Here is a 19,176-nt window from a genome sequence, read left to right as displayed (position 1 = left end):
TCGAAATTATTCTTCACGGGCCGTAGCCTCCGCAGTGGTGGGGCTTGCGTATTCAGGCTTGAGCTGGCCGTGCTCGTCCAGCAGCCAGGCGTCCATGATCTGGCGCACCACCGGCGCGGCGACGCCGGAACCCGACTCACCGTTCTCGACCATCACCGACACGACGATCTTCGGGTTGTCGGCCGGCGCGAAGCCGACGAACAAGGCGTGGTCGCGATGGCGTTCCTGGACCTTGGAGCGGTCGTACTTCTCGCCCTGCTTGATGGCGACGACCTGGGCCGTACCGCTCTTGCCGGCAATGCGATAGGGCGAGCCGATGGCCGCCTTGCGGGCGGTGCCCCGGGCGCCGTGCATCACTTGCTGCATGCCGTTGTTGACCTTCTGCCAGTCCGACGGATTGCGCAGGATGATGTCTGGCATCGGGTCCGGGTCCACCGGTTTCTGGCCTTCGATGGTCTTGGCCAGGTGCGGGCGATACCACTTGCCCTTGCTCGCCACCAGCGCCGTGGCCTGGGCCAGCTGCAAGGGCGTGGCCTGCATGTAGCCCTGGCCGATCCCCAGGATCAGGGTTTCGCCGGGGAACCAGGCCTGGCGCCGGGTCACGCGCTTCCATTCCCGGGACGGCATCAAGCCAGGCGACTCTTCGAACATGTCCAGGGAGACCTTCTGGCCGATGCCGAACTTGCCCAGGTAGGACGACAACCGATCGATCCCCAGCTTGTGGGCCAGGTCATAGAAGTAGGTGTCGTTGGAACGCATGATGGCCGTTTCCAGGTCCACATAACCGTCGCCGGTGCGGTTCCAGTTGCGGTACTTGTGGTCGTAGTTGGGCAGCATGTAATAGCCGGGGTCATAGACCCGGCTCGACGCGGTCACCACGCCGGAGTCCAGCCCGGCAATCGCCACGGCCGGCTTGATGGTCGACCCCGGCGGATAGAGGCCGCGCAGCACACGGTTGAACAGTGGCCGATCGATCGAATCGCGCAAATCGGCGTAGGCCCTGAAGCTGATACCGGTGACGAACAGGTTCGGGTCGAAACTCGGCTGGCTGACCATCGCCAGCACCTCGCCGGTGTTCGGATCCAGCGCCACCACGGCACCACGCCGACCGCCCAGCGCCGCTTCGGCGGCCTCTTGCAGCTTGATATCCAGGCTCAGGACGATGTCCTTGCCAGGAATCGGGTCGGTGCGCTTGAGCACCCGCAATACGCGGCCGCGGGCGTTGGTTTCGACTTCCTCGTAACCCACCTGGCCATGCAGCTCGGGCTCGTAGAAACGCTCGATGCCGGTCTTGCCGATATGGTGGGTGCCGCTGTAATTGACCGGATCGAGGGTCTTGAGCTCTTTCTCGTTGATCCGCCCCATGTAGCCGACCGAGTGGGCAAAGTGTGGCCCCTGGGGATAATGACGCACCAACTGCGCCACCACCTCGACGCCGGGCAGGCGGAACTGGTTCACGGCGATCAGGGCGATCTGCTCTTCGGTCAGCTCGAACAGGATCGGCACCGGCTCGAACGGACGTCGGCCCTGGCGCATGCGTTTCTCGAAGATCGCCCGGTCCTCGGGCGTCAGTTGCAGCACCTCGACGATCACGTCGAGCACGTGCTGCCAGTCGCCGGAGCGCTCGCGGGTCATGCTCAGGCTGAAACTGGGCCGGTTATCCGCCACCACCACGCCGTTGCGGTCGAAGATCAACCCGCGGGTCGGCGGAATCGGCTGCACATGCACCCGGTTGTTTTCCGACAGGGTCGAGTGGTACTCGTACTGGATCACCTGGAGGAAATACAAGCGCGCAATCAGCACGCAGATCAGCGTCACCACCGTAATAGCGCCGAACACGACGCGACCCCGCACCAGACGGGCGTCTTTTTCGTGGTCCTTGATGCGGATCGGCTGGGGCATGGGGCAGGATTACTTGTGGTAAGGGTGCCCGGACAGAACTGTCCAGGCACGATACAGCTGTTCGCCGATCAGGATCCGCACCAGCGGGTGTGGCAACGTCAACGGCGACAATGACCAGCGCTGATCGGCCCGGGCACAGACTTCCGGCGCCAGCCCTTCCGGGCCACCGACCATGAAATTGACCGTGCGCGAATCCAACCGCCAACGATCGAGCTCAACCGCCAGTTGCTCGGTGCTCCAGGGCTTGCCATGGACTTCGAGGGTGACAATGCGCTCGTTCGGCCCGACCTTGGCCAGCATGGCTTCGCCTTCCTGGCGGATGAAGCGCGCCACGTCGGCGTTCTTGCCACGGGTGTTGAGCGGAATTTCCACCAGTTCCAGGGCCAGCTCGGACGGAAGACGCTTGGCATATTCATGCCAGCCTTCTTCCACCCACTTGGGCATGCGAGAACCGACGGCGATCAGGCGCAGTCGCACAGCGGTCCCTTATTGCTGGTCTTTGTTGAGCTTGGTGAAGTGCTCATGGGGGTTTTCCGGGCTGTGGTGCGCGGCGCTGGCCGAACGGCTCTGCTCGGCACCGGCCCACAGGCGCTCCAGGTCATAGAACTGGCGCGCCGAGGCAGTCATCATGTGCACGATGACGTCGTCCATATCCAGCAGTACCCAGTCGCTGTCGCCCTTGCCTTCTTCACCCAGCGGCTTGACGCCCTGGGCCTTGACCGCTTCGCGGACCTTGTCCAGCATGGCGCCGATCTGACGGTTGGAGGTACCGGTGGCGATGATCATGTAGTCCGTGATGCTCTGCTTTTCACGAACGTCGATCACCTGGATGTCCTGGGCCTTGACGTCTTCCAGGGCCGCCACGGCCACCTTGACCAGTTCTTCACCGGCCAGTACGACGCCGGTGTGGGCCTCTACCGGCAGCGGGGCGCTTTTGAACGTGCCTTTGCGCTTTACTTTGCTTACGTCTTTGTCAGTCATATAAAACTCGTTTTGCTCGTATGTTCGGGCGCTTCGCTACACGCATTCACGTGCCTTGAAGCACACCTTTTTCAGTTCGACGCACGGTAAAGCCCGTGCGCATCGATGTAGGCCAGGACCGCGTCGGGCACCAGGAAACGTACCGACTTACCGCTGGCCAGCAGTTGACGGATCTGGGTGGCGGATACCGCGAGCGGCGTCTGCCAGACGAATGCAATCTGTCCGCTCGGCCCTTTCAGGGCCAGCGGGTCGCTCACCGAGCGGGCCGCCAGCAGGTTGCGCAAGGCATCCGGCGGCTCGCTGTCGGCATCCGGGCGTTGCAGCACCAGGATGTGGCAATGCTGGAGCAACTCTTCCCAGCGATGCCAAGTGGGCAGGCCGCAAAATGCGTCCCAGCCCAGAAGCAGAAAAACCTGGGCATCAGCGGCCAGTTCGGCGCGCATCAGCTCCAGGGTATCAATGGTGTAGGACGGTTTGTCCCGCTGCAATTCGCGGGCGTCCACCACCAACGGTGCCACACCGGCCACCGCGCACTCGACCATCGCCAGGCGATCCTGCGCCGACACCTGCGGCGTATCCCGGTGAGGCGGCCGGGCGCTGGGCGTCAGGCGGAGCTCATCGAGGGCCAGGGCGTCGGCGACTTCCAGCGCACCGCGCAAATGGCCGATGTGCACCGGGTCGAACGTGCCGCCCAGGATGCCAATGCGCTTTGGCGCGGTGGTCGCCGTCACAGCGGTCGTAGTCATAGAGGCCGGCGGGTCGAGATCGCCCAAGTCAGACCGACTCCTGTCCGCGCAACTGGCCGTCACCGACCACGATGTACTTCTCGCAGGTCAGGCCTTCGAGGCCTACCGGGCCACGGGCGTGCAGCTTATCAGTAGAAATGCCGATCTCGGCACCCAATCCGTATTCAAAGCCATCGGCGAAGCAGGTCGGGGTGTTGATCATCACCGACGCCGAGTCCACCTCGGCCACGAAGCGCCGGGTTTCCCCCAGGTTTTCACTGACAATGGAGTCGGTGTGGTGCGAGCCGTGGCGATTGATGTGCTCGATGGCTTCCTCCAGCCCGTCGACCACACGGATCGACAGGATCGGCGCCAGGTATTCGGTGTCCCAGTCTTCTTGCGTGGCCGCGACGGCCTCGATGATCGCCCGGGTGCGCTCGCAACCGCGCAGTTCGACGCCTTTTTCGCGGAACTGGGCAGCCATCGACGGCAGGAAGTCCTTGGCCACGGCCTGGTCCACCAGCAGGGTTTCCATCGCGCCGCAGATACCGTAGCGGTAGGTCTTGGCGTTGAAGGCAATGCGCTGGGCCTTCGGCAATTCGGCGTGGGCGCTGACGTAGACGTGGCAGATGCCGTCCAGGTGCTTGATCACCGGCACGCGGGCGTCACGGCTGACCCGCTCGATCAGGCCCTTGCCGCCACGCGGCACGATGACATCGACGAACTCGGGCATGGTGATCAACGCGCCGACTGCGGCACGGTCGGTGGTTTCCACCACTTGCACCACGGCCGCCGGCAGATCGGCCTCGGCCAGGCCGCGCTGGATGCAGGCGGCAATGGCACGGTTGGAATGGATCGCCTCGGAGCCGCCACGCAGGATGGTCGCGTTACCCGACTTCAGGCACAGGCTGGCGGCGTCGATGGTTACGTTCGGCCGCGACTCGTAGATGATCCCGACCACGCCCAGGGGCACGCGCATCTTGCCGACCTGGATGCCCGACGGCCGGTAGCTCATGTCGCGGATCGCGCCGACCGGGTCCGGCAGGGCCGCGACCTGGCGCAGACCGACGATCATGCCGTCGATGCGTGCCGGGGTCAGCGCCAGGCGCTCGAGCATGGCCGGCTCCAGACCATTGGCCCGGCCGGCGGCCAGGTCGAGTTCGTTGGCAGCGGACAACTCGGCACGCGCAGCGTCCAGCGCATTGGCGGCGGCCTGCAGGGCGCGGTTTTTCTGCGCGGTGCTGGCCCGGCCGATGATGCGCGACGCTGCACGAGCGGCGCGACCCAGGCGGGTCATGTAGTCAAGAACGGACTCAGTCATGGTCTGTGTGGTCTTGGCGATGAGGAAAGCGGCAGATTATAGCTGTCGTAACCCTCGACTAACAGCATGGACTCACAGTGGTGACCGGCGGAGGAGCAAAACAGGCGTAAACAGCCGGTTGAAGCGACTGTTCAGCGGTGATTAAGCTTTCCATTGCTATCATCGCGCTTCCTTTGGCCTCACTTCGTTTATCGCCATGACCGATTTGCCATCGCCCAACGCCCTGCCCCACGCCTTTTTCGATCGCGACGCCCAGGTGCTTGCCAAGGACCTGCTGGGCAAAGTCATCCGTCACAAGGTCGGTGACCTGTGGCTCAGCGCGCGGATCATCGAGACCGAGGCGTATTACTTCGCCGAAAAAGGCAGCCACGCCTCGCTGGGCTACACAGAAAAACGCAGGGCTCTGTTTCTGGATGGCGGCCACATCTATATGTACTACGCCCGGGGCGGCGATTCGCTGAACTTCAGCGCCCAAGGGCCTGGCAATGCGGTGCTGATCAAATCGGCGTACCCGTGGGTCGATGCCCTTTGCGGGCCGGCGAGCCTGGCGCAGATGCTGCTCAACAACCCCGACGCCCAAGGTCGGCCGCGCACACCGCAAAAACTCTGTGCCGGCCAGACCTTGCTGTGCAAAGCCCTGGGGCTGAAAGTGCCGGACTGGGACGCCAAACGCTTCGACCCCGAGCGCTTGCTGGTGGAAGATGTCGGCGTGCCGACGGTCAATGCGATCCAGACCACCCGCCTGGGTATCCCCCAGGGACGCGACGAGCACCTGCCCTACCGCTTCGTCGACGCCGCCTACGCCCCGTGGTGCACCCGCAACCCTTTGCGGCGCGGACAGGTCGAAGGACGTGATTACTTTTTACTTTCATGAACACAAACACCGCATCCCCCTGTGGGAGCGAGCTTGCTCGCGWTGGCGTCGGGTCAGCAGAATGGGGGCCGACTGATACACCGCCATCGCGAGCAAGCTCGCTCCCACAGTTGATCTTCAGTGGCCGCAGGTTTTGTGTTCGCAGCAGAATCCCACAGGGGGGTTCGGTGCATGCCAATCACTATTCAATGGAGTTGTATTTATGGGCCCATGGCTCGATAGCATCACCGGCTGGTTGACCGTCAACCCGCAATGGCTGGCGGTGGCGGTGTTCATCGTCGCCTGCGTGGAGTGCCTGGCCATCGCCGGCCTGATCGTGCCGGGTACCGTGCTGTTGTTTGCGATTGCCGTGCTGGCCGGCAGCGGCGCGTTGTCCTTGGGCGAGACGCTACTGCTGGGCCTGCTTGGCGGGTTGCTCGGGGACCTGGTGTCGTATTTCCTGGGCCGGCATTTCCACCAGAACATCCGGCGCCTGCCGGGGCTGCGGCATCACCCGGAATGGATGAGCGCTGCGGAAAACTATTTCCAGCGCTACGGTATCGCCAGCCTGCTGGTGGGCCGCTTCATCGGCCCGCTACGGCCGATGTTGCCGATGGTGGCCGGGATGTGCGACATGCCGTTCCCACGCTTCGCCGCCGTCAGCGTGTTGGCTGCGGCAGGCTGGACCGTGGCGTACCTGCTGCCGGGCTGGGCCACCGGGGCGGCGTTTCGCCTGCCGCTGCCCGAAGGTTTCTGGCCACAGGCCGGCGTGGTCATCGGCAGTATCGCGGTGATGATCGGGCTGAGCGTCAACAGCAGCATGCGCCGCCATCGCCATGCCACGGCACTGATCGCAGGCCTGGGCCTGGTGATCCTGATCGGCCTGTTCATCGGCTTTCGCTACCTGACGGCGTTCGACCAGGGCTTGATGGCCCTGGTCCAGGAGCACCGCAGCGCGACGCTGGATGAAATCGCCGTGACCTTCACGCTGATCGGCGAATTCCGCTACATGTTGATTGTCTGCAGCCTGGTGACCGGGTTGCTGCTGTTGGCACGGCAATGGCGCCAGGCAATCTTTGCCGGGGGCACGATGCTGGTCACCGCCCTGGCCAATGCCGGCTGCAAACACTTCTTTGCCCGCGTGCGTCCGGAAATCCTCACCGACCCGCTGACCAGCTACAGCATGCCCAGCGGCCACTCCTCCGGGGCCTTCGCGCTGTTCCTGACCCTCGCCGTCCTGGCGGGCCGCGGCCAACCACCACGCCTGCGCCTGACCTGGCTGTTGCTGGGCTGCTTGCCGGCGCTGGCCATCGCCCTGTCGCGGGTCTACCTGGGCGCGCATTGGCCGAGCGACATCGCCGCCGGGGCGATGCTCGCCGCCAGCATCTGTGCGGCCGCCCTGTGGTTGAGCCAGCGCCAGAGCCCGCTACCGGCCATGCCGCCAAAAGTCTGGTGGCTGCTCCTGCCGGCGCTGGTGGCGGTGTTCAGCTTCTTCGCCCTGCGGCACTTGCCGCATGCGATGTTGCGGTATGCCTATTGAATACACTATCTGTGGGCACTGGAGATCCCATGTGGGAGCGAGCTTGCTCGCGATGACGGCGGCACAGTCAACATGGATGCAAGCTGACCCACCGCTATCGCGAGCAAGCTCGCTCCCACAGGGGGGCGGTGTTGTTCAGTGGATATGAGGGGTGTCAGGCAAAGAGTTCGCCCTGCAACTCATCCAGCAACGCCTGGATCGCATCCAGCCGCTGCTGAGGATCATCGAGTTGCAGCAGGTCGATCTTGTCCAGCTCATTGAACGGCAGCAGGTAGGCCAGTTGATTGGCCAGCGATTGCTGGCCGGTCGCTTCGGTGCCCATGTTCAAGGCTTCGACCATCGGGTGCTCGGCCAGGGCCTTGAGCAGCGCCACCAGGTCGGCGTCTTCCTCTTGCAGCGGCTGCTCCGGCTCTTCTTCCAGCCACTCGACCTCGGCGACCGTCAGTTGATCCGCCTGGACGCTGCTGCCATGGACGATAAAGCGCCGCCCGCCCTGCACGCGAATGCCCAGCAGACCATTGTCCTGCTGGGAGAAATCGGTGATGCGCGCTTCACAACCGACCCGCGCGTAGCCCTCAGGCGCGATGCCGACTTCCTCGCCATCGAGGATGCACACCACGCCGAAGCCTTCGCCCTTTTTCATGCAGCGCCCGATCATGTCGAGGTAACGCGCCTCGAAAATCTGCAAGTCGAGGATGCAACCGGGGAACAGCACGGTGTTCAACGGGAAAAGCGGCAAGCTCATAACCAGTTCCTTAAACCGTCATCGACACCACCAACGGCAGCAACACCGCCGTGGCCACGCCCATCAGACTCATCGCCAGCGCCGCAAAGGCGCCGGTTTCCTCGCTTTCCTGCAACGCCACCGACGTGCCCACCGCATGGGCCGCCAGCCCCAGGGCCATGCCCCGGGCTTCAGGGCTATGGACACCCAGCCTGGTCAGGATGCTCGGGCCGAGGATCGCCCCGAGCACACCGGTGATCAACACGAACACCGCCGCCATCGCCGCCACACCGCCGATCTGCTCGGCCACCAGCATGGCGATCGGCGAGGTCACGGACTTGGGCGCCATGGTCATCAGGATCATGTGTTCGGCGCCAAAAGCCCAGCCCAACACCACCGCAGAGCCCGTGGCAAACACCCCAGCTATCACCAGAGTAGTAAAAATCGGCCAGAACAACTGCCGGATCCGTCGCAAGTTCAAATACAACGGCACGGCCAGGGCGACCGTGGCCGGGCCCAGCAGGATGCTGAGGATCTCGGTGCTCTTGCGGTATTCTGCATAGTCGATGCCGCAACCGACCAGCACGACGATCAACAGCACCATCGACATCAGCACTGGTTGCAGGAACACCCAGCGAGTCTTTTCGAACGCCGCCAGCACCAGTTGATAGGCGCCCAGGGTAATGCCGATGCCAAACAACGGATGATGAATCACCGAGGCCCAGGCACCTTGCCAGTCGAGCATCATTGGCTGTCCTCCGGGGCGGCGACGTGACGCCGGGCCAGGCGCTGCATCAGCACCCCCGTCAACGCCACGGACAGCACGAGGGACAAGGTCAACGCACCGACGATGGCCCAGAAATCGGCGGCAATCGCCCGGGCATAGACCATCACCCCCACCGCGGGCGGCACCAGCAGCAATGGCAGATAACGCAGCAGGCTGCTGGCGGCCAGGTTCAGCGGCTCGCTGACTTCGCCGCGCATGACCAGATAACCCAGCAACAGCAGCAGGCCAATGATTGGGCCCGGCAGCACCGGCAGGAACAAATGATTGATCGCAGTACCCAGCAATTGAAACAGCACCAGCCAGGTCAGGCCCCGTAGCAACATCCGCTCTCTCCCCCACAAACACCCATGAACCCCGTCCCGTAGAAACCACCTGCAGAAGCTGCCTGTAGGAGCTGTCGAGTGCAACGAGGCTGCGATCTTTCCCCTGCCAATTGAGTCTGAAGCGAAAAATCAACAAATCAAAAGATCGCAGCCTTCGGCAGCTCCTACAGGGAGTAACCAGACGACACATTTAAACACGCCCGCGCTATGGTTCGGCATTCGTAAAAAGCATGGTCGATGACCTTCCCGGCGCGCCATGTTGATCTACAGTGGTTCTCCGGGGATGCCGATCCCCGCTCCAGAAAAAGTAAAACCGATGAACCCAAGGAGAGTCTCAATGCCCTACGTCCCCGTTGCAGCGCTCAAAGATTATGTCGGCAAGGAACTTGGACGTTCCGAATGGCTCACCATCGATCAGGAGCGTATCAACCTGTTCGCCGAAGCCACTGGCGACTTTCAGTTCATCCACGTCGATCCGGTCAAGGCCGCGCAGACCCCGTTTGGCAGCACCATTGCCCACGGTTTCCTGTCGCTGTCACTGATGCCCAAGCTGATGGAAGACATCCTGATCCTGCCCGAGGGCGTGAAGATGGTCGTCAACTACGGGCTGGACAGCGTGCGCTTCATCCAACCGGTGAAGGTCGATTCCAAGGTCCGGCTCAAGGTCGACCTGGTGGAAGTCACCGAGAAAAAACCTGGCCAATGGCTGCTCAAGGCCACCGCCACGCTGGAGATCGAAGGTTCGGAAAAACCGGCCTACATCGCCGAGCCGCTGTCGCTCTGCTTCGTGTAAACCTGCGCGGTCGCGAAACCGCTCGTGCAGTTTCGCATCGCTTCTCTGTATCTAAAGCGCATAGCTGCGGCATACTCGTGGCCTGATGACCTGGATCCCGTTATGCGCTTATTCGTCCCACTGACCCTGACCCTGCTGCTCACCGCCTGTGGCAACGGCGAATCGCCGCTGCCTCCCGACGCGCGCCTGCCCGACGGCGGCCGCTATCGCGGCGACCTGGTGGACGGGCTGCTGCAAGGCCAGGGGCGCATCGATTATCCCAATGGCAGCTGGTACGCCGGGCAGTTCGACAAAGGCCAGTGGCACGGCGCCGGGGAATGGCATGGCAGCAATGGCGAGGTCTATCGCGGCCAGTTCCAGCAGGGCCTGTTCCACGGCCAGGGCAGCCTGACCACACCGACCAGCAGCTACACCGGCGGCTTCAAGCTGGGGCGGCGGGACGGTGAAGGGACACTCAAGGAAAACGGCATGACCTACCGGGGCGAGTTCAAGGCCGACCGCTATTCCGGCCTCGGACGCCTGGAACTCGACGACGGCAGCCAGTACCAAGGCCCGTTCGCCAACGGCAAGCCCAACGGTGAAGGCCAGCGCTTCGACGCCAGCGGCAACCAGTTCACCGGGCATTTTGTCGACGGGCAACTGCAGGGCAAGGGCACCTTCAACAGTGCCGATGGCGATGTCTACATCGGCGGCTTCAAGAACAACCAGCTCAACGGTCGCGGGCGCTACGAAAATGCCGACGGCGATGTCTGGATCGGCCGGTTCAAGGACGGCGCGCTGACCGGCAAGGGCGAACTGATCGGCGCTGACGGCAGCCACTATCTCGGTCAATTCAATGATTGGCGCTTTACCGGCGATGGTCGCCTGAACCTGCCCGACGGCAGTTTTTACGTCGGCCAGTTCGAAAGCGACAGTTACCACGGGCGCGGCACCCTGGTGCTGACCGACGGCACCGTGCAAAGCGGCACCTGGGCCAACGGCCAACGGGTGCGCGACGCGGACGGCAGGCTGCTGCCGGATGTGCTCGAACTCGGCTTGCTGGCCCAAGGCCGCCTGCTGGACGATGCCCTCGCCAACATCCCGGCCTCGACCCCGGCGGTGGAGCTGTACAGCCTGACCCTGGGCGGCGACGGCAAGCAAAGCGTGTTCCTGCGCGAGTCCGACTATGTCGCCAACATGCTCGCCAGCCGTTTCGGCGCGTTCGGGCAAATCCGCCTGGTCAACCACCGCGATCACCTTGGCGACCGGCCCATGGCCAGCCGCGAAAGCCTGCGCCGCGCCGCCGCCACCCTGGCCGAACGCAGTGGTCCGGAAGACCTTATCTTCATCTACCTGACCAGCCACGGCACCAGCGAACATGAACTGGTGCTCGACCAGCCGCGCATGGAACTGGCCGACCTGCCCGCCGATGAACTGGCCGTGGTCCTGGCACCGTTGAAGAACCGCGACAAGATCGTGGTGATTTCGGCCTGTTATTCCGGCGGCTTCATCCCGGCGCTCAAGGATGAACGCACCCTGATCATGACCGCTTCACGGGCCGACCGGGTGTCCTTCGGCTGCTCCGAGGAAGCCAACTTCACCTATTTCGGCGATGCGCTGTTCGCCCAGGCATTGAACCAGACCGACGACCTGGAGCAGGCCTTCAAGCGAGCCAAGGCCACCGTGGCCGAGCGCGAACAGGCCGACAACTTCGAAGCGTCCGAACCACAGATGTGGGCGCCGAGGACGGTCCTTTCCCACTGGCAACTGCTGCGCAAACAGCAGGCACGTAAAGCATTGCAAAGTGCTGCATTGAACGACGGAGCCACAAAGAGCAACTAAGCTGAATCGTATCAAGGGGGAAACACTATGTACTTGACGCCTCAGCATGTTTTGCTCGCCGGTGCGACCGGGCTGACCGGAGAACATCTACTGGACCGGCTGCTCAACGAGCCGACCATCACTCGCGTATTGGCGCCTTCACGCCGGCCACTGGCTGAGCATCCACACCTGGAAAACCCGGTTGGGGAGCCGGCCCAGGTGCTGCCTCAACTCAGTGGCCAGGTGGACATCGCCTTCTGCTGCCTCGGCACGACCATCAAGAAAGCCGGCTCTGAAACAGCCTTTCGCGCGGTGGACCTGGACTTGGTCGTGACGTTTGCCAAGCGCGCCCGGGAACTGGGCGCACGGCACCTGGTGGTGATCAGCGCGCTGGGGGCCGATGCCAAGTCATCGATCTTCTACAACCGGGTCAAAGGTGAAATGGAGGCGGCACTCAAGGCTCAGGGCTGGCCGCAACTGACTATTTGCCGCCCTTCCCTGTTGCTGGGCGACCGGGTTGAACCGCGCCTGGCCGAGCAACTGGCCGGGCCCTTGTCCAAGTTGATCCCGGGCAAGTACCACGGCATCGAAGCCTGCCAACTGGCCCGGGCCATGTGGCGTCTGGCGCTGGAAGAGCAGGATGGGGTGCGGGTGGTGGAGTCGGATGAATTGCGTAAGCTCGGCAAATGATTCTGCTGCGCCTGGACGGGCGCCCTGTAGGAGCTGCCGAAGGCTGCGATCTTTTGATCTTTTGATCTTTCGCTTGGAACTCAAGTGGCTGGGGAAAGATCGCAGCCTCGTTCCACTCGACAGCTCCTACACAGCGTCTACACAGCTTCCATGCGCAGCCCAGCGGGAGCAAGCTCCCTCGCCACAGGTTCTATGGTGTTCGCTACATCCCGCCCGTAGCTTGAAACCCTACACCAATCGCCGTGAACAACGACAACGGCAACAACAGGGTATCCAGCAACGCACTGCCCGGCAGATCCACACCCGGGTAGCTCGGCGCCTCGGCGCCAAAGCGGTCCTTGGCGCAGCAGCCACCGTTGAGGGCGTACAGATCCAGGCGCGTCCCGGCGTACACCACCGGCGCGCCGGGCTTGGCGGCGTCGAGGGTGCGTGCGGTGGCGCAGCCGGTCAGTTGCAGCGCCAACAGCACGATCAGCAGCTTATTCATCACTGCTCAAATGATGCTCGCCCCAGCGCGGCAACATGTCCTGGGGGATGTTCAGCAGATTGAGGATCCGCGCGACCACGAAATCGATCAGGTCATCAATGGTCTGCGGCTGGTGATAGAACCCCGGCGAGGCCGGCAGGATGCTCACGCCCATGTTCGACAGCTTGAGCATATGTTCCAGATGAATGCTCGAATACGGTGTCTCTCGCGGCACCAGGATCAACTGGCGGCGCTCCTTCAGCGTCACGTCCGCCGCCCGTTCGATCAGATTGTTGCAGGCCCCGGTGGCAATCGCCGACAGCGTGCCAGTGGAACACGGCACCACCACCATGGCAGCCGGTGCGCCGGAGCCCGAGGCCACCGGCGACATCCAGTCTTCCTTGCCATACACGCGAATCTGCCCCGCCGCCGCACCGGTGTATTCGGTGAGGAAGGCTTGCATCATCTGGGTCTTGGCCGGCAGGGTCACGTCGGTCTCGGTGGCCATCACCAGTTGCGCGGCCTTGGAGATCAGGAAGTGCACCTCGCGGTCTTCGCGTACCAGGCAATCGAGCAGGCGCAAGCCGTACTGGGCGCCGGACGCACCGGTCATCGCCAGCGTGATGCGTTCCGGACCATTGCTCATTTCAGCGCCTCGGCCAGTTTGCCGTGCAGCCCGCCGAAGCCGCCGTTGCTCATGATCACCACGTGAGTGCCGGGCTGGGCCTGGCTCTTCACGCGCTCGATGATGCCTTCCAGGGAATCGCTGACAATCGACGGCACTGTGCACAGCGCGGCGGTGGCGCCGAGGTCCCAGCCCAGGTTGGCCGGTGCGTACCAGATCACCTGGTCGGCATCGACCACGCTTTCCGGCAGGCCGTCACGGTGCGCGCCGAGTTTCATGGAGTTGGAACGCGGCTCGATGATCGCAATCAGCGGCGCCTCGCCGATGCGCTTGCGCAACCCGTCGAGGGTGGTGGCGATGGCAGTCGGGTGGTGGGCGAAGTCGTCATAGATGGTGATGCCGCGCACTTCGGCGACCTTCTCCATCCGCCGCTTCACGCTCTTGAACGCGCTCAACGCAGCAATGCCCATGGACGGCACCACGCCAACATGCCGGGCCGCCGCCAGGGTCGCCAGGGCGTTGGCGACGTTGTGCTGGCCGGTCATGTCCCACTCGACCACGCCTTGGGACACGCCTTCGAACATGACTTCGAACTGCGAACCGTCATCCTTGAGCAACTTTACCTGCCACTGGCCACCCGCACCGGTGGTTTGCACCGGGGTCCAGCAGCCCATCTCGATCACACGCTGCAAGGCCGGTTCGGTGGTCGGGTGAATCACCAGGCCCTCGCTGGGGATGATGCGCACCAAATGGTGGAACTGTCGCTCGATGGCCGGCAGATCGGGGAAGATGTCCGCATGATCGAACTCAAGGTTGTTGAGGATCGCGGTGCGGGGACGGTAGTGGACGAATTTCGAGCGCTTGTCGAAAAACGCGCTGTCGTATTCGTCGGCCTCGATCACGAAGAACGGCGTGCCGCCCAGGCGCGCCGACACCGAGAAATTCTGCGGCACGCCACCGATCAGAAAACCCGGGCTCATGCCGGCATGCTCCAGGACCCAGGCGAGCATGCTGCTGGTGGTGGTCTTGCCGTGGGTACCGGCCACAGCCAGGACCCAACGGCCCTGCAACACGTGATCGGCCAGCCACTGCGGCCCGGACACGTATGGCAGGCCTTTGTTGAGCACGTACTCCACCGCCGGGTTGCCACGGGACATGGCGTTGCCGATGACCACCAGGTCCGGCGCCGGGTCCAGTTGCGCCGGGTCATAGCCTTGGGTCAGTTCGATGCCCTGGGCTTCCAGCTGAGTGCTCATCGGCGGGTAGACGTTGGCGTCGGAGCCAGTCACGTGATGGCCCAGCTCCTTGGCCAGGACCGCCATCGAACCCATGAAAGTGCCGCAAATACCGAGAATATGGATGTGCATAGTCGACCTCGTAAAACATGGCCGCAGGTTAGCGTAGGGAGGGGGAAATCGCACCTTGTGTTTCGAACTTACCACCACCAGAACACCGCAACTCCCCTCTGTGGGAGCTTGCTCCCACAGTTGAATGTACAACCCGGCTTTTGTGGCGAGGGAGCTTGCTCCCGCTCGACTGCGCAGCAGTCGCCTTCGGTTTCAGGCTGGAAAGAAAGCTTGGGGCTGCTGCGCAGCCCAGCGGGAGCAAGCTCCCTCGCCACAACAGCAGTCAGCAGTCAGCAGTCAGCAGTCAGCAGATTAATTATCAGTGGCTCAGCGGGCAATCGCGTGTTTGCGCAGCTTTCGGTAAAGGGTATTGCGGCTGATCCCCAGTTGTTCCGCCGTGTGGGTCATGTGCCAGCGCTGGCGCTCCAGCGCATCGAGCAATGCCAGCCGCTCGGCATCCTCCAGCGGCCGCTCCGCCACCGCCTCAACCAGCGCAATCGACGGACGCTGGCGGATCATGGCTGGCAAGTCCTCCAACCCGATGCGCCCGTCGTCACACAGCGCGGCAAGGGTCCGCAGCACGTTGCGCAGTTGCCGCACATTGCCCGGCCAGTCGAACGCCAGCAACGCCTGGCGCGCCGGCTCTTCGATGGACACCGTCTCGGCCCCGCTCTCTTCAGCCAGCAGAAAATCCAGCAACTGCGACTTGTCGCTGCGTTCGCGCAACGCCGGCAGCGGGATTTCCAGGCCGTTGAGGCGGTAGTACAAATCCTCACGAAAACTGCCGTCCTGCACCCGATCCAGCAACTGCCGGTGGGTGGCGCTGATGATGCGCACGTTCACTGCCTCGGGCTCGCCACCGATGGGCACCACTTGGCGGTCTTCCAGCACCCGCAGCAAACGGGTCTGCAAGGCCAGGGGCATGTCGCCGATTTCATCGAGGAACAGCGTGCCGCCGTCGGCCTGTTGCAACTTGCCACGCATGCCTTCCTTGCGCGCGCCGGTGAAGCTGCCGCCGCGATAGCCGAACAGCTCGCTCTCGATCAGGCTTTCCGGGATGGCCGCGCAGTTGAGGGCGACGAAATGCTTGCCGGCGCGCTGGCTGGCGTGGTGCACGGCCTTGGCGAACGCCTCCTTGCCGGAGCCGGTTTCGCCCTGGATCAGCAGCGGCACATCGCGCTCGAACACCCGCAGCGCCTTGCGAAAATGCTCCTGCAACGCCGCATCCCCCAGGCAGATGCCTGGCAGGCGGGCGGGCTCGATGGCCTTGAGCAGCGGCGCGACCGGCACCGGCACACTGCGCGGCTGCCCACGCAACACGGCGAACAAATGCCGACCGTCACGGGTGCGCAACGGCCAACTGGCGCTGGCCTGGGCGCTGGCCCGGCCCAGCAACTCGTCCAGCGAGCAGTCGAAAAAATCCTCGACCCGCTGACCGAGCAAGCCGCCGCGAATATGCCCCAAGAGGTTCAGCGCACTCTGGTTGACGGCGCTGATCCGCCCTTCGCCGTCGAACGCCATCAAGCCTTCGCTGAACAGTCCTACGGACTCGGCCTGCAAATGGAAGCGCAGCAGCCATTGATTGTCGAAACAACGGAGGAAATAGCAGCTCTCGATCATCTTCGCCGAAAGATTGACCAGGGCCATGGTGTGGAACTGGCTCTGGCGCGACACGTCCGGCCGGGCCGAAGAGACGTCGAGCACCGCCAGCAGTTCGCCCTGAGGGTCGAAGACCGGGCTGGCCGAGCAGGTCAGGCCGGTATGGCGGCCACGAAAATGTTCTTCCTGGTGGATGGTCAGGGCCTGGCGCTCCACCAGGCAGGTGCCGATGCCGTTGGTGCCTTCGCAGGCTTCGCTCCAATCGGCGCCGAGCCAGAGGCCGGCCCGTTCGAAAATCTTCCGCTCGCTGGGGGCGGTGACGCAGTTGAGGATCACGCCCCGGGCGTCGGTCAGCAACACCGCGTGGCCAGCGCCGGAGAGTTGCTGGTGCAGGCTGGTCATTTCATTGCCGGCGATGTGCAACACCTGCTGCAAGCGCTCGCGGCTTTCCAGCACCCGGCCATGTTCGAGCACCGTCGGCGCCAGGTTCTGGGCCGGGTCGAGGTGATAGTCCTCGAGGCAGCGCAGCCAGGAACGGGCAATCGACGGATCGCTGCCAGGGCCCTGCAAATGGGCCTTGCCCTGGGTGACCGTCAGGACTTGCTGGGCATGGCGACTCAAATGGTTGCTGTGCATGTTCTTATTATTCTCCCCTGAAGGACCTTTTGGACCTGCCGACACATTACCCCGTGGCGAGGGAGCTTGCTCCCGCTGAGCTGCGCCGTAGGAGCTGACGAGTGCAACGAGGCTGCGATCTTTCCACTGACAATTGAGTCGAGAGCAAAAGATCAAAATCAAAAGATCGCAGGCTTCGCCAGCTCCTACAGAGCCCAGCGGGAGCAAACTCCCTCGCCACAAAAGCGGTCCGTCCATGGCCTCGCCGTCGAGGCCCAGCATCCTCCAGCCCAACCACCTTTGCAATGCTGGCGCGACCTGTCAGTCACAGACTGTCTCGCATCTGGCACAAACTGTCACACCCGCTGTATCGCAAGCGTCACACAACCTATCCGTTTGTCCGACCAACTCCTCCTAAAGTCTTGATTTACGGGCCCTGCAAGGCAATGGCCCAACCTTTGCTCTAGGCTTAATTACCAGCGCTCAATTTTGCGCGGCCCTCCCGTATAAGCACAAAAGCCAAGGAGAACTCATCATGCGTTACGCTCACCCCGGTACTGAAGGCGCTATCGTTTCGTTCAAGAGCAAATACGGTAACTACATCGGCGGCGAGTTCGTCGCGCCTGTCAAAGGTCAGTACTTCACCAATACTTCCCCGGTCAATGGCGAGGTCATTGCCGAATTCCCGCGCTCCACAGCCGAAGACATCGAAAAGGCCCTGGACGCCGCCCACGCTGCCGCTGATGCCTGGGGTGCCACGTCGGCCCAGGCGCGTTCGCTGGTCCTGCTGAAAATCGCCGACCGCATCGAAGCCAACCTCGAAGTGCTGGCGATCACCGAATCCTGGGACAACGGCAAGGCCGTGCGCGAAACCCTCAACGCCGACATCCCCCTGGCCGCCGACCACTTCCGCTACTTCGCCGGTTGCCTGCGGGCCCAGGAAGGCAGCGCCGCCGAGATCGACGGCAACACCGTGGCTTACCACATCCATGAACCGCTGGGCGTGGTCGGGCAGATCATCCCGTGGAACTTCCCGCTGCTGATGGCCGCCTGGAAACTCGCCCCGGCCCTGGCCGCCGGTAACTGCGTAGTGCTCAAGCCGGCCGAGCAAACCCCACTGGGCATCAGCGTGCTCATGGAGCTGATCGGCGACCTGCTGCCGCCCGGCGTGCTGAACATGGTGCAAGGTTTCGGCAAAGAAGCCGGCGAAGCCCTCGCCACCAGCAAGCGCATCGCCAAGATCGCCTTCACCGGGTCCACCCCGGTGGGCTCGCACATCATGAAATGCGCCGCCGAAAACATCATCCCGTCTACCGTGGAACTGGGCGGCAAGTCGCCGAACATCTTCTTCGAAGACATCATGCAAGCCGAGCCGAGCTTCATCGAGAAAGCCGCCGAAGGCCTGGTGCTGGCGTTCTTCAACCAGGGCGAAGTCTGCACCTGCCCATCCCGCGCCCTGGTGCAGGAGTCGATCTACGACGAATTCATGCAAGTGGTGATGAAGAAAGTCCTGCAGATCAAACGCGGCGACCCGCTGGACACCGAGACCATGGTCGGCGCCCAGGCGTCCGAGCAGCAATTCGACAAGATTCTTTCGTACCTGGAAATTGCCAAGGGCGAAGGCGCCGAGCTGCTGACCGGTGGCAAGGTGGAAAAACTCGAGGGCAACCTGGCGACCGGGTATTACATCCAGCCGACCCTGCTCAAGGGCACCAACAAAATGCGCGTGTTCCAGGAAGAAATCTTCGGTCCAGTGGTGAGCATCACCACCTTCAAGGACGAAGCCGAAGCCCTGGCGATCGCCAACGACACCGAGTTCGGCCTCGGCGCCGGCCTCTGGACCCGCGACATCAACCGCGCCTACCGCATGGGCCGGGCGATCAAGGCCGGTCGCGTCTGGACCAACTGCTACCACCTGTACCCGGCGCATGCCGCGTTCGGTGGCTACAAGAAGTCCGGCGTGGGTCGTGAGACGCACAAGATGATGCTCGACCATTACCAGCAGACCAAGAATTTGCTGGTGAGCTACGACATCAATCCGTTGGGGTTCTTCTAAGCCCTGGGGGCGAGGCAGGTCAGACTGCTT

Annotated in this window: 18 protein-coding genes; 6 read left to right on the top strand and 12 right to left on the bottom strand. The window is 63.3% G+C overall.

What is annotated here, in order from left to right; all coding sequences use genetic code 11:
- Window positions 1-6: 6 nt before the first annotated feature.
- The 5 genes from mrdA to AB4Z20_RS20830 all read right to left on the bottom strand — a co-directional run bounded on the left by mrdA (window position 7) and on the right by AB4Z20_RS20830 (window position 4,929).
- Window positions 7-1,902: a penicillin-binding protein 2 gene (gene mrdA / locus AB4Z20_RS20850; RefSeq protein ID WP_214512949.1), complete on the bottom strand. Its 1,896-nt coding sequence runs from the start codon at window positions 1,900-1,902 to the stop codon at window positions 7-9.
- Between the two features lie 9 nt (window positions 1,903-1,911).
- On the bottom strand, window positions 1,912-2,379 hold the full coding sequence (gene rlmH / locus AB4Z20_RS20845) for a 23S rRNA (pseudouridine(1915)-N(3))-methyltransferase RlmH (protein WP_003185785.1): 468 nt from the start codon (window positions 2,377-2,379) through the stop codon (window positions 1,912-1,914).
- 9 nt (window positions 2,380-2,388) lie between these two features.
- On the bottom strand, window positions 2,389-2,883 hold the full coding sequence (rsfS, locus tag AB4Z20_RS20840; RefSeq protein WP_214512950.1) for a ribosome silencing factor: 495 nt from the start codon (window positions 2,881-2,883) through the stop codon (window positions 2,389-2,391).
- A 71-nt stretch (window positions 2,884-2,954) separates the two neighbouring features.
- Window positions 2,955-3,629, bottom strand: coding sequence for a nicotinate-nucleotide adenylyltransferase (gene nadD, locus AB4Z20_RS20835; RefSeq protein ID WP_092150587.1), 675 nt, complete (start codon window positions 3,627-3,629; stop codon window positions 2,955-2,957).
- A 28-nt stretch (window positions 3,630-3,657) separates the two neighbouring features.
- Complete coding sequence (locus AB4Z20_RS20830) at window positions 3,658-4,929, bottom strand: glutamate-5-semialdehyde dehydrogenase (protein ID WP_053189916.1); 1,272 nt, start codon at window positions 4,927-4,929, stop codon at window positions 3,658-3,660.
- Between the two features lie 196 nt (window positions 4,930-5,125).
- On the opposite strand from AB4Z20_RS20830, the gene AB4Z20_RS20825 reads away from it, so the two are divergent.
- Both AB4Z20_RS20825 and AB4Z20_RS20820 read left to right on the top strand, forming a co-directional pair.
- Window positions 5,126-5,803: a DNA-3-methyladenine glycosylase gene (locus AB4Z20_RS20825; protein WP_214512952.1), complete on the top strand. Its 678-nt coding sequence runs from the start codon at window positions 5,126-5,128 to the stop codon at window positions 5,801-5,803.
- Between the two features lie 202 nt (window positions 5,804-6,005).
- Window positions 6,006-7,322: a bifunctional DedA family/phosphatase PAP2 family protein gene (locus tag AB4Z20_RS20820; RefSeq protein ID WP_253469669.1), complete on the top strand. Its 1,317-nt coding sequence runs from the start codon at window positions 6,006-6,008 to the stop codon at window positions 7,320-7,322.
- Between the two features lie 154 nt (window positions 7,323-7,476).
- Here the strand turns inward: AB4Z20_RS20820 and AB4Z20_RS20815 are convergent, their stop codons facing one another.
- The 3 genes from AB4Z20_RS20815 to AB4Z20_RS20805 are packed head-to-tail and all read right to left on the bottom strand — an operon-like array spanning window position 7,477 to window position 9,156.
- On the bottom strand, window positions 7,477-8,067 hold the full coding sequence (locus AB4Z20_RS20815; RefSeq protein ID WP_014340384.1) for an LON peptidase substrate-binding domain-containing protein: 591 nt from the start codon (window positions 8,065-8,067) through the stop codon (window positions 7,477-7,479).
- 10 nt (window positions 8,068-8,077) lie between these two features.
- Complete coding sequence (locus AB4Z20_RS20810) at window positions 8,078-8,794, bottom strand: LrgB family protein (protein WP_253469675.1); 717 nt, start codon at window positions 8,792-8,794, stop codon at window positions 8,078-8,080.
- A complete protein-coding gene (locus AB4Z20_RS20805) occupies window positions 8,791-9,156 on the bottom strand; it encodes a CidA/LrgA family protein (RefSeq protein WP_253469678.1) in 366 nt (121 codons plus the stop codon). Before AB4Z20_RS20805 ends, AB4Z20_RS20810 begins: the two co-directional genes overlap by 4 nt.
- Window positions 9,157-9,493: 337 nt before the next feature.
- On the opposite strand from AB4Z20_RS20805, the gene AB4Z20_RS20800 reads away from it, so the two are divergent.
- The 3 genes from AB4Z20_RS20800 (at window position 9,494) to AB4Z20_RS20790 (ending at window position 12,439) form a co-directional block, all read left to right on the top strand.
- Window positions 9,494-9,949 carry a MaoC family dehydratase gene (locus AB4Z20_RS20800; RefSeq protein WP_003205908.1) on the top strand — a complete coding sequence of 152 codons (456 nt, stop codon included), beginning with the start codon at window positions 9,494-9,496 and terminating at the stop codon, window positions 9,947-9,949.
- Between the two features lie 102 nt (window positions 9,950-10,051).
- On the top strand, window positions 10,052-11,770 hold the full coding sequence (locus AB4Z20_RS20795; protein WP_253469681.1) for a C13 family peptidase: 1,719 nt from the start codon (window positions 10,052-10,054) through the stop codon (window positions 11,768-11,770).
- A 27-nt stretch (window positions 11,771-11,797) separates the two neighbouring features.
- Window positions 11,798-12,439, top strand: a complete 642-nt coding sequence (locus AB4Z20_RS20790) for an oxidoreductase (protein ID WP_253469684.1) — start codon at window positions 11,798-11,800, stop codon at window positions 12,437-12,439.
- A gap of 202 nt (window positions 12,440-12,641) precedes the next feature.
- Here the strand turns inward: AB4Z20_RS20790 and AB4Z20_RS20785 are convergent, their stop codons facing one another.
- From AB4Z20_RS20785 to AB4Z20_RS20770, 4 genes are all read right to left on the bottom strand, one after another.
- A complete protein-coding gene (locus AB4Z20_RS20785) occupies window positions 12,642-12,926 on the bottom strand; it encodes a YceK/YidQ family lipoprotein (RefSeq protein WP_053125688.1) in 285 nt (94 codons plus the stop codon).
- Window positions 12,919-13,551, bottom strand: a complete 633-nt coding sequence (gene ubiX, locus AB4Z20_RS20780; protein WP_024619363.1) for a flavin prenyltransferase UbiX — start codon at window positions 13,549-13,551, stop codon at window positions 12,919-12,921. Before ubiX ends, AB4Z20_RS20785 begins: the two co-directional genes overlap by 8 nt.
- A complete protein-coding gene (gene mpl / locus AB4Z20_RS20775; RefSeq protein WP_320389501.1) occupies window positions 13,548-14,897 on the bottom strand; it encodes a UDP-N-acetylmuramate:L-alanyl-gamma-D-glutamyl-meso-diaminopimelate ligase in 1,350 nt (449 codons plus the stop codon). Before mpl ends, ubiX begins: the two co-directional genes overlap by 4 nt.
- 306 nt (window positions 14,898-15,203) lie before the next feature.
- A complete protein-coding gene (locus tag AB4Z20_RS20770) occupies window positions 15,204-17,111 on the bottom strand; it encodes a sigma-54-dependent Fis family transcriptional regulator (protein ID WP_442090519.1) in 1,908 nt (635 codons plus the stop codon).
- Between the two features lie 514 nt (window positions 17,112-17,625).
- On the opposite strand from AB4Z20_RS20770, the gene exaC reads away from it, so the two are divergent.
- Entirely contained in the window at window positions 17,626-19,146 is a 1,521-nt protein-coding gene (gene exaC / locus AB4Z20_RS20765) for an acetaldehyde dehydrogenase ExaC (protein WP_442090518.1), read from the top strand.
- Window positions 19,147-19,176 lie beyond the last annotated feature (30 nt).

This window comes from Pseudomonas sp. KB_12 (assembly GCF_052114545.1).
In the GTDB taxonomy this organism is placed as follows: domain Bacteria; phylum Pseudomonadota; class Gammaproteobacteria; order Pseudomonadales; family Pseudomonadaceae; genus Aquipseudomonas; species Aquipseudomonas brassicacearum.
The sequence above is the reverse complement of the archived record's forward strand: the minus strand, read 5'-3'. Positions and strand labels throughout refer to the sequence as shown.

What these genes read in the sequence shown, in the direction of transcription:
- mrdA (WP_214512949.1), bottom strand. Translation starts at nt 1,902, where the DNA reads ATGCCCCAGCCGATCCGCATCAAGGACCACGAAAAAGACGCCCGTCTG.
- rsfS (WP_214512950.1), bottom strand. Translation starts at nt 2,883, where the DNA reads ATGACTGACAAAGACGTAAGCAAAGTAAAGCGCAAAGGCACGTTCAAA.
- nadD (WP_092150587.1), bottom strand. Translation starts at nt 3,629, where the DNA reads ATGACTACGACCGCTGTGACGGCGACCACCGCGCCAAAGCGCATTGGC.
- AB4Z20_RS20830 (WP_053189916.1), bottom strand. Translation starts at nt 4,929, where the DNA reads ATGACTGAGTCCGTTCTTGACTACATGACCCGCCTGGGTCGCGCCGCT.
- AB4Z20_RS20825 (WP_214512952.1), top strand. Translation starts at nt 5,126, where the DNA reads ATGACCGATTTGCCATCGCCCAACGCCCTGCCCCACGCCTTTTTCGAT.
- AB4Z20_RS20820 (WP_253469669.1), top strand. Translation starts at nt 6,006, where the DNA reads ATGGGCCCATGGCTCGATAGCATCACCGGCTGGTTGACCGTCAACCCG.
- AB4Z20_RS20815 (WP_014340384.1), bottom strand. Translation starts at nt 8,067, where the DNA reads ATGAGCTTGCCGCTTTTCCCGTTGAACACCGTGCTGTTCCCCGGTTGC.
- AB4Z20_RS20810 (WP_253469675.1), bottom strand. Translation starts at nt 8,794, where the DNA reads ATGATGCTCGACTGGCAAGGTGCCTGGGCCTCGGTGATTCATCATCCG.
- AB4Z20_RS20805 (WP_253469678.1), bottom strand. Translation starts at nt 9,156, where the DNA reads ATGTTGCTACGGGGCCTGACCTGGCTGGTGCTGTTTCAATTGCTGGGT.
- AB4Z20_RS20800 (WP_003205908.1), top strand. Translation starts at nt 9,494, where the DNA reads ATGCCCTACGTCCCCGTTGCAGCGCTCAAAGATTATGTCGGCAAGGAA.
- AB4Z20_RS20795 (WP_253469681.1), top strand. Translation starts at nt 10,052, where the DNA reads ATGCGCTTATTCGTCCCACTGACCCTGACCCTGCTGCTCACCGCCTGT.
- AB4Z20_RS20790 (WP_253469684.1), top strand. Translation starts at nt 11,798, where the DNA reads ATGTACTTGACGCCTCAGCATGTTTTGCTCGCCGGTGCGACCGGGCTG.
- AB4Z20_RS20785 (WP_053125688.1), bottom strand. Translation starts at nt 12,926, where the DNA reads ATGAATAAGCTGCTGATCGTGCTGTTGGCGCTGCAACTGACCGGCTGC.
- ubiX (WP_024619363.1), bottom strand. Translation starts at nt 13,551, where the DNA reads ATGAGCAATGGTCCGGAACGCATCACGCTGGCGATGACCGGTGCGTCC.
- mpl (WP_320389501.1), bottom strand. Translation starts at nt 14,897, where the DNA reads ATGCACATCCATATTCTCGGTATTTGCGGCACTTTCATGGGTTCGATG.
- AB4Z20_RS20770 (WP_442090519.1), bottom strand. Translation starts at nt 17,111, where the DNA reads ATGCACAGCAACCATTTGAGTCGCCATGCCCAGCAAGTCCTGACGGTC.
- exaC (WP_442090518.1), top strand. Translation starts at nt 17,626, where the DNA reads ATGCGTTACGCTCACCCCGGTACTGAAGGCGCTATCGTTTCGTTCAAG.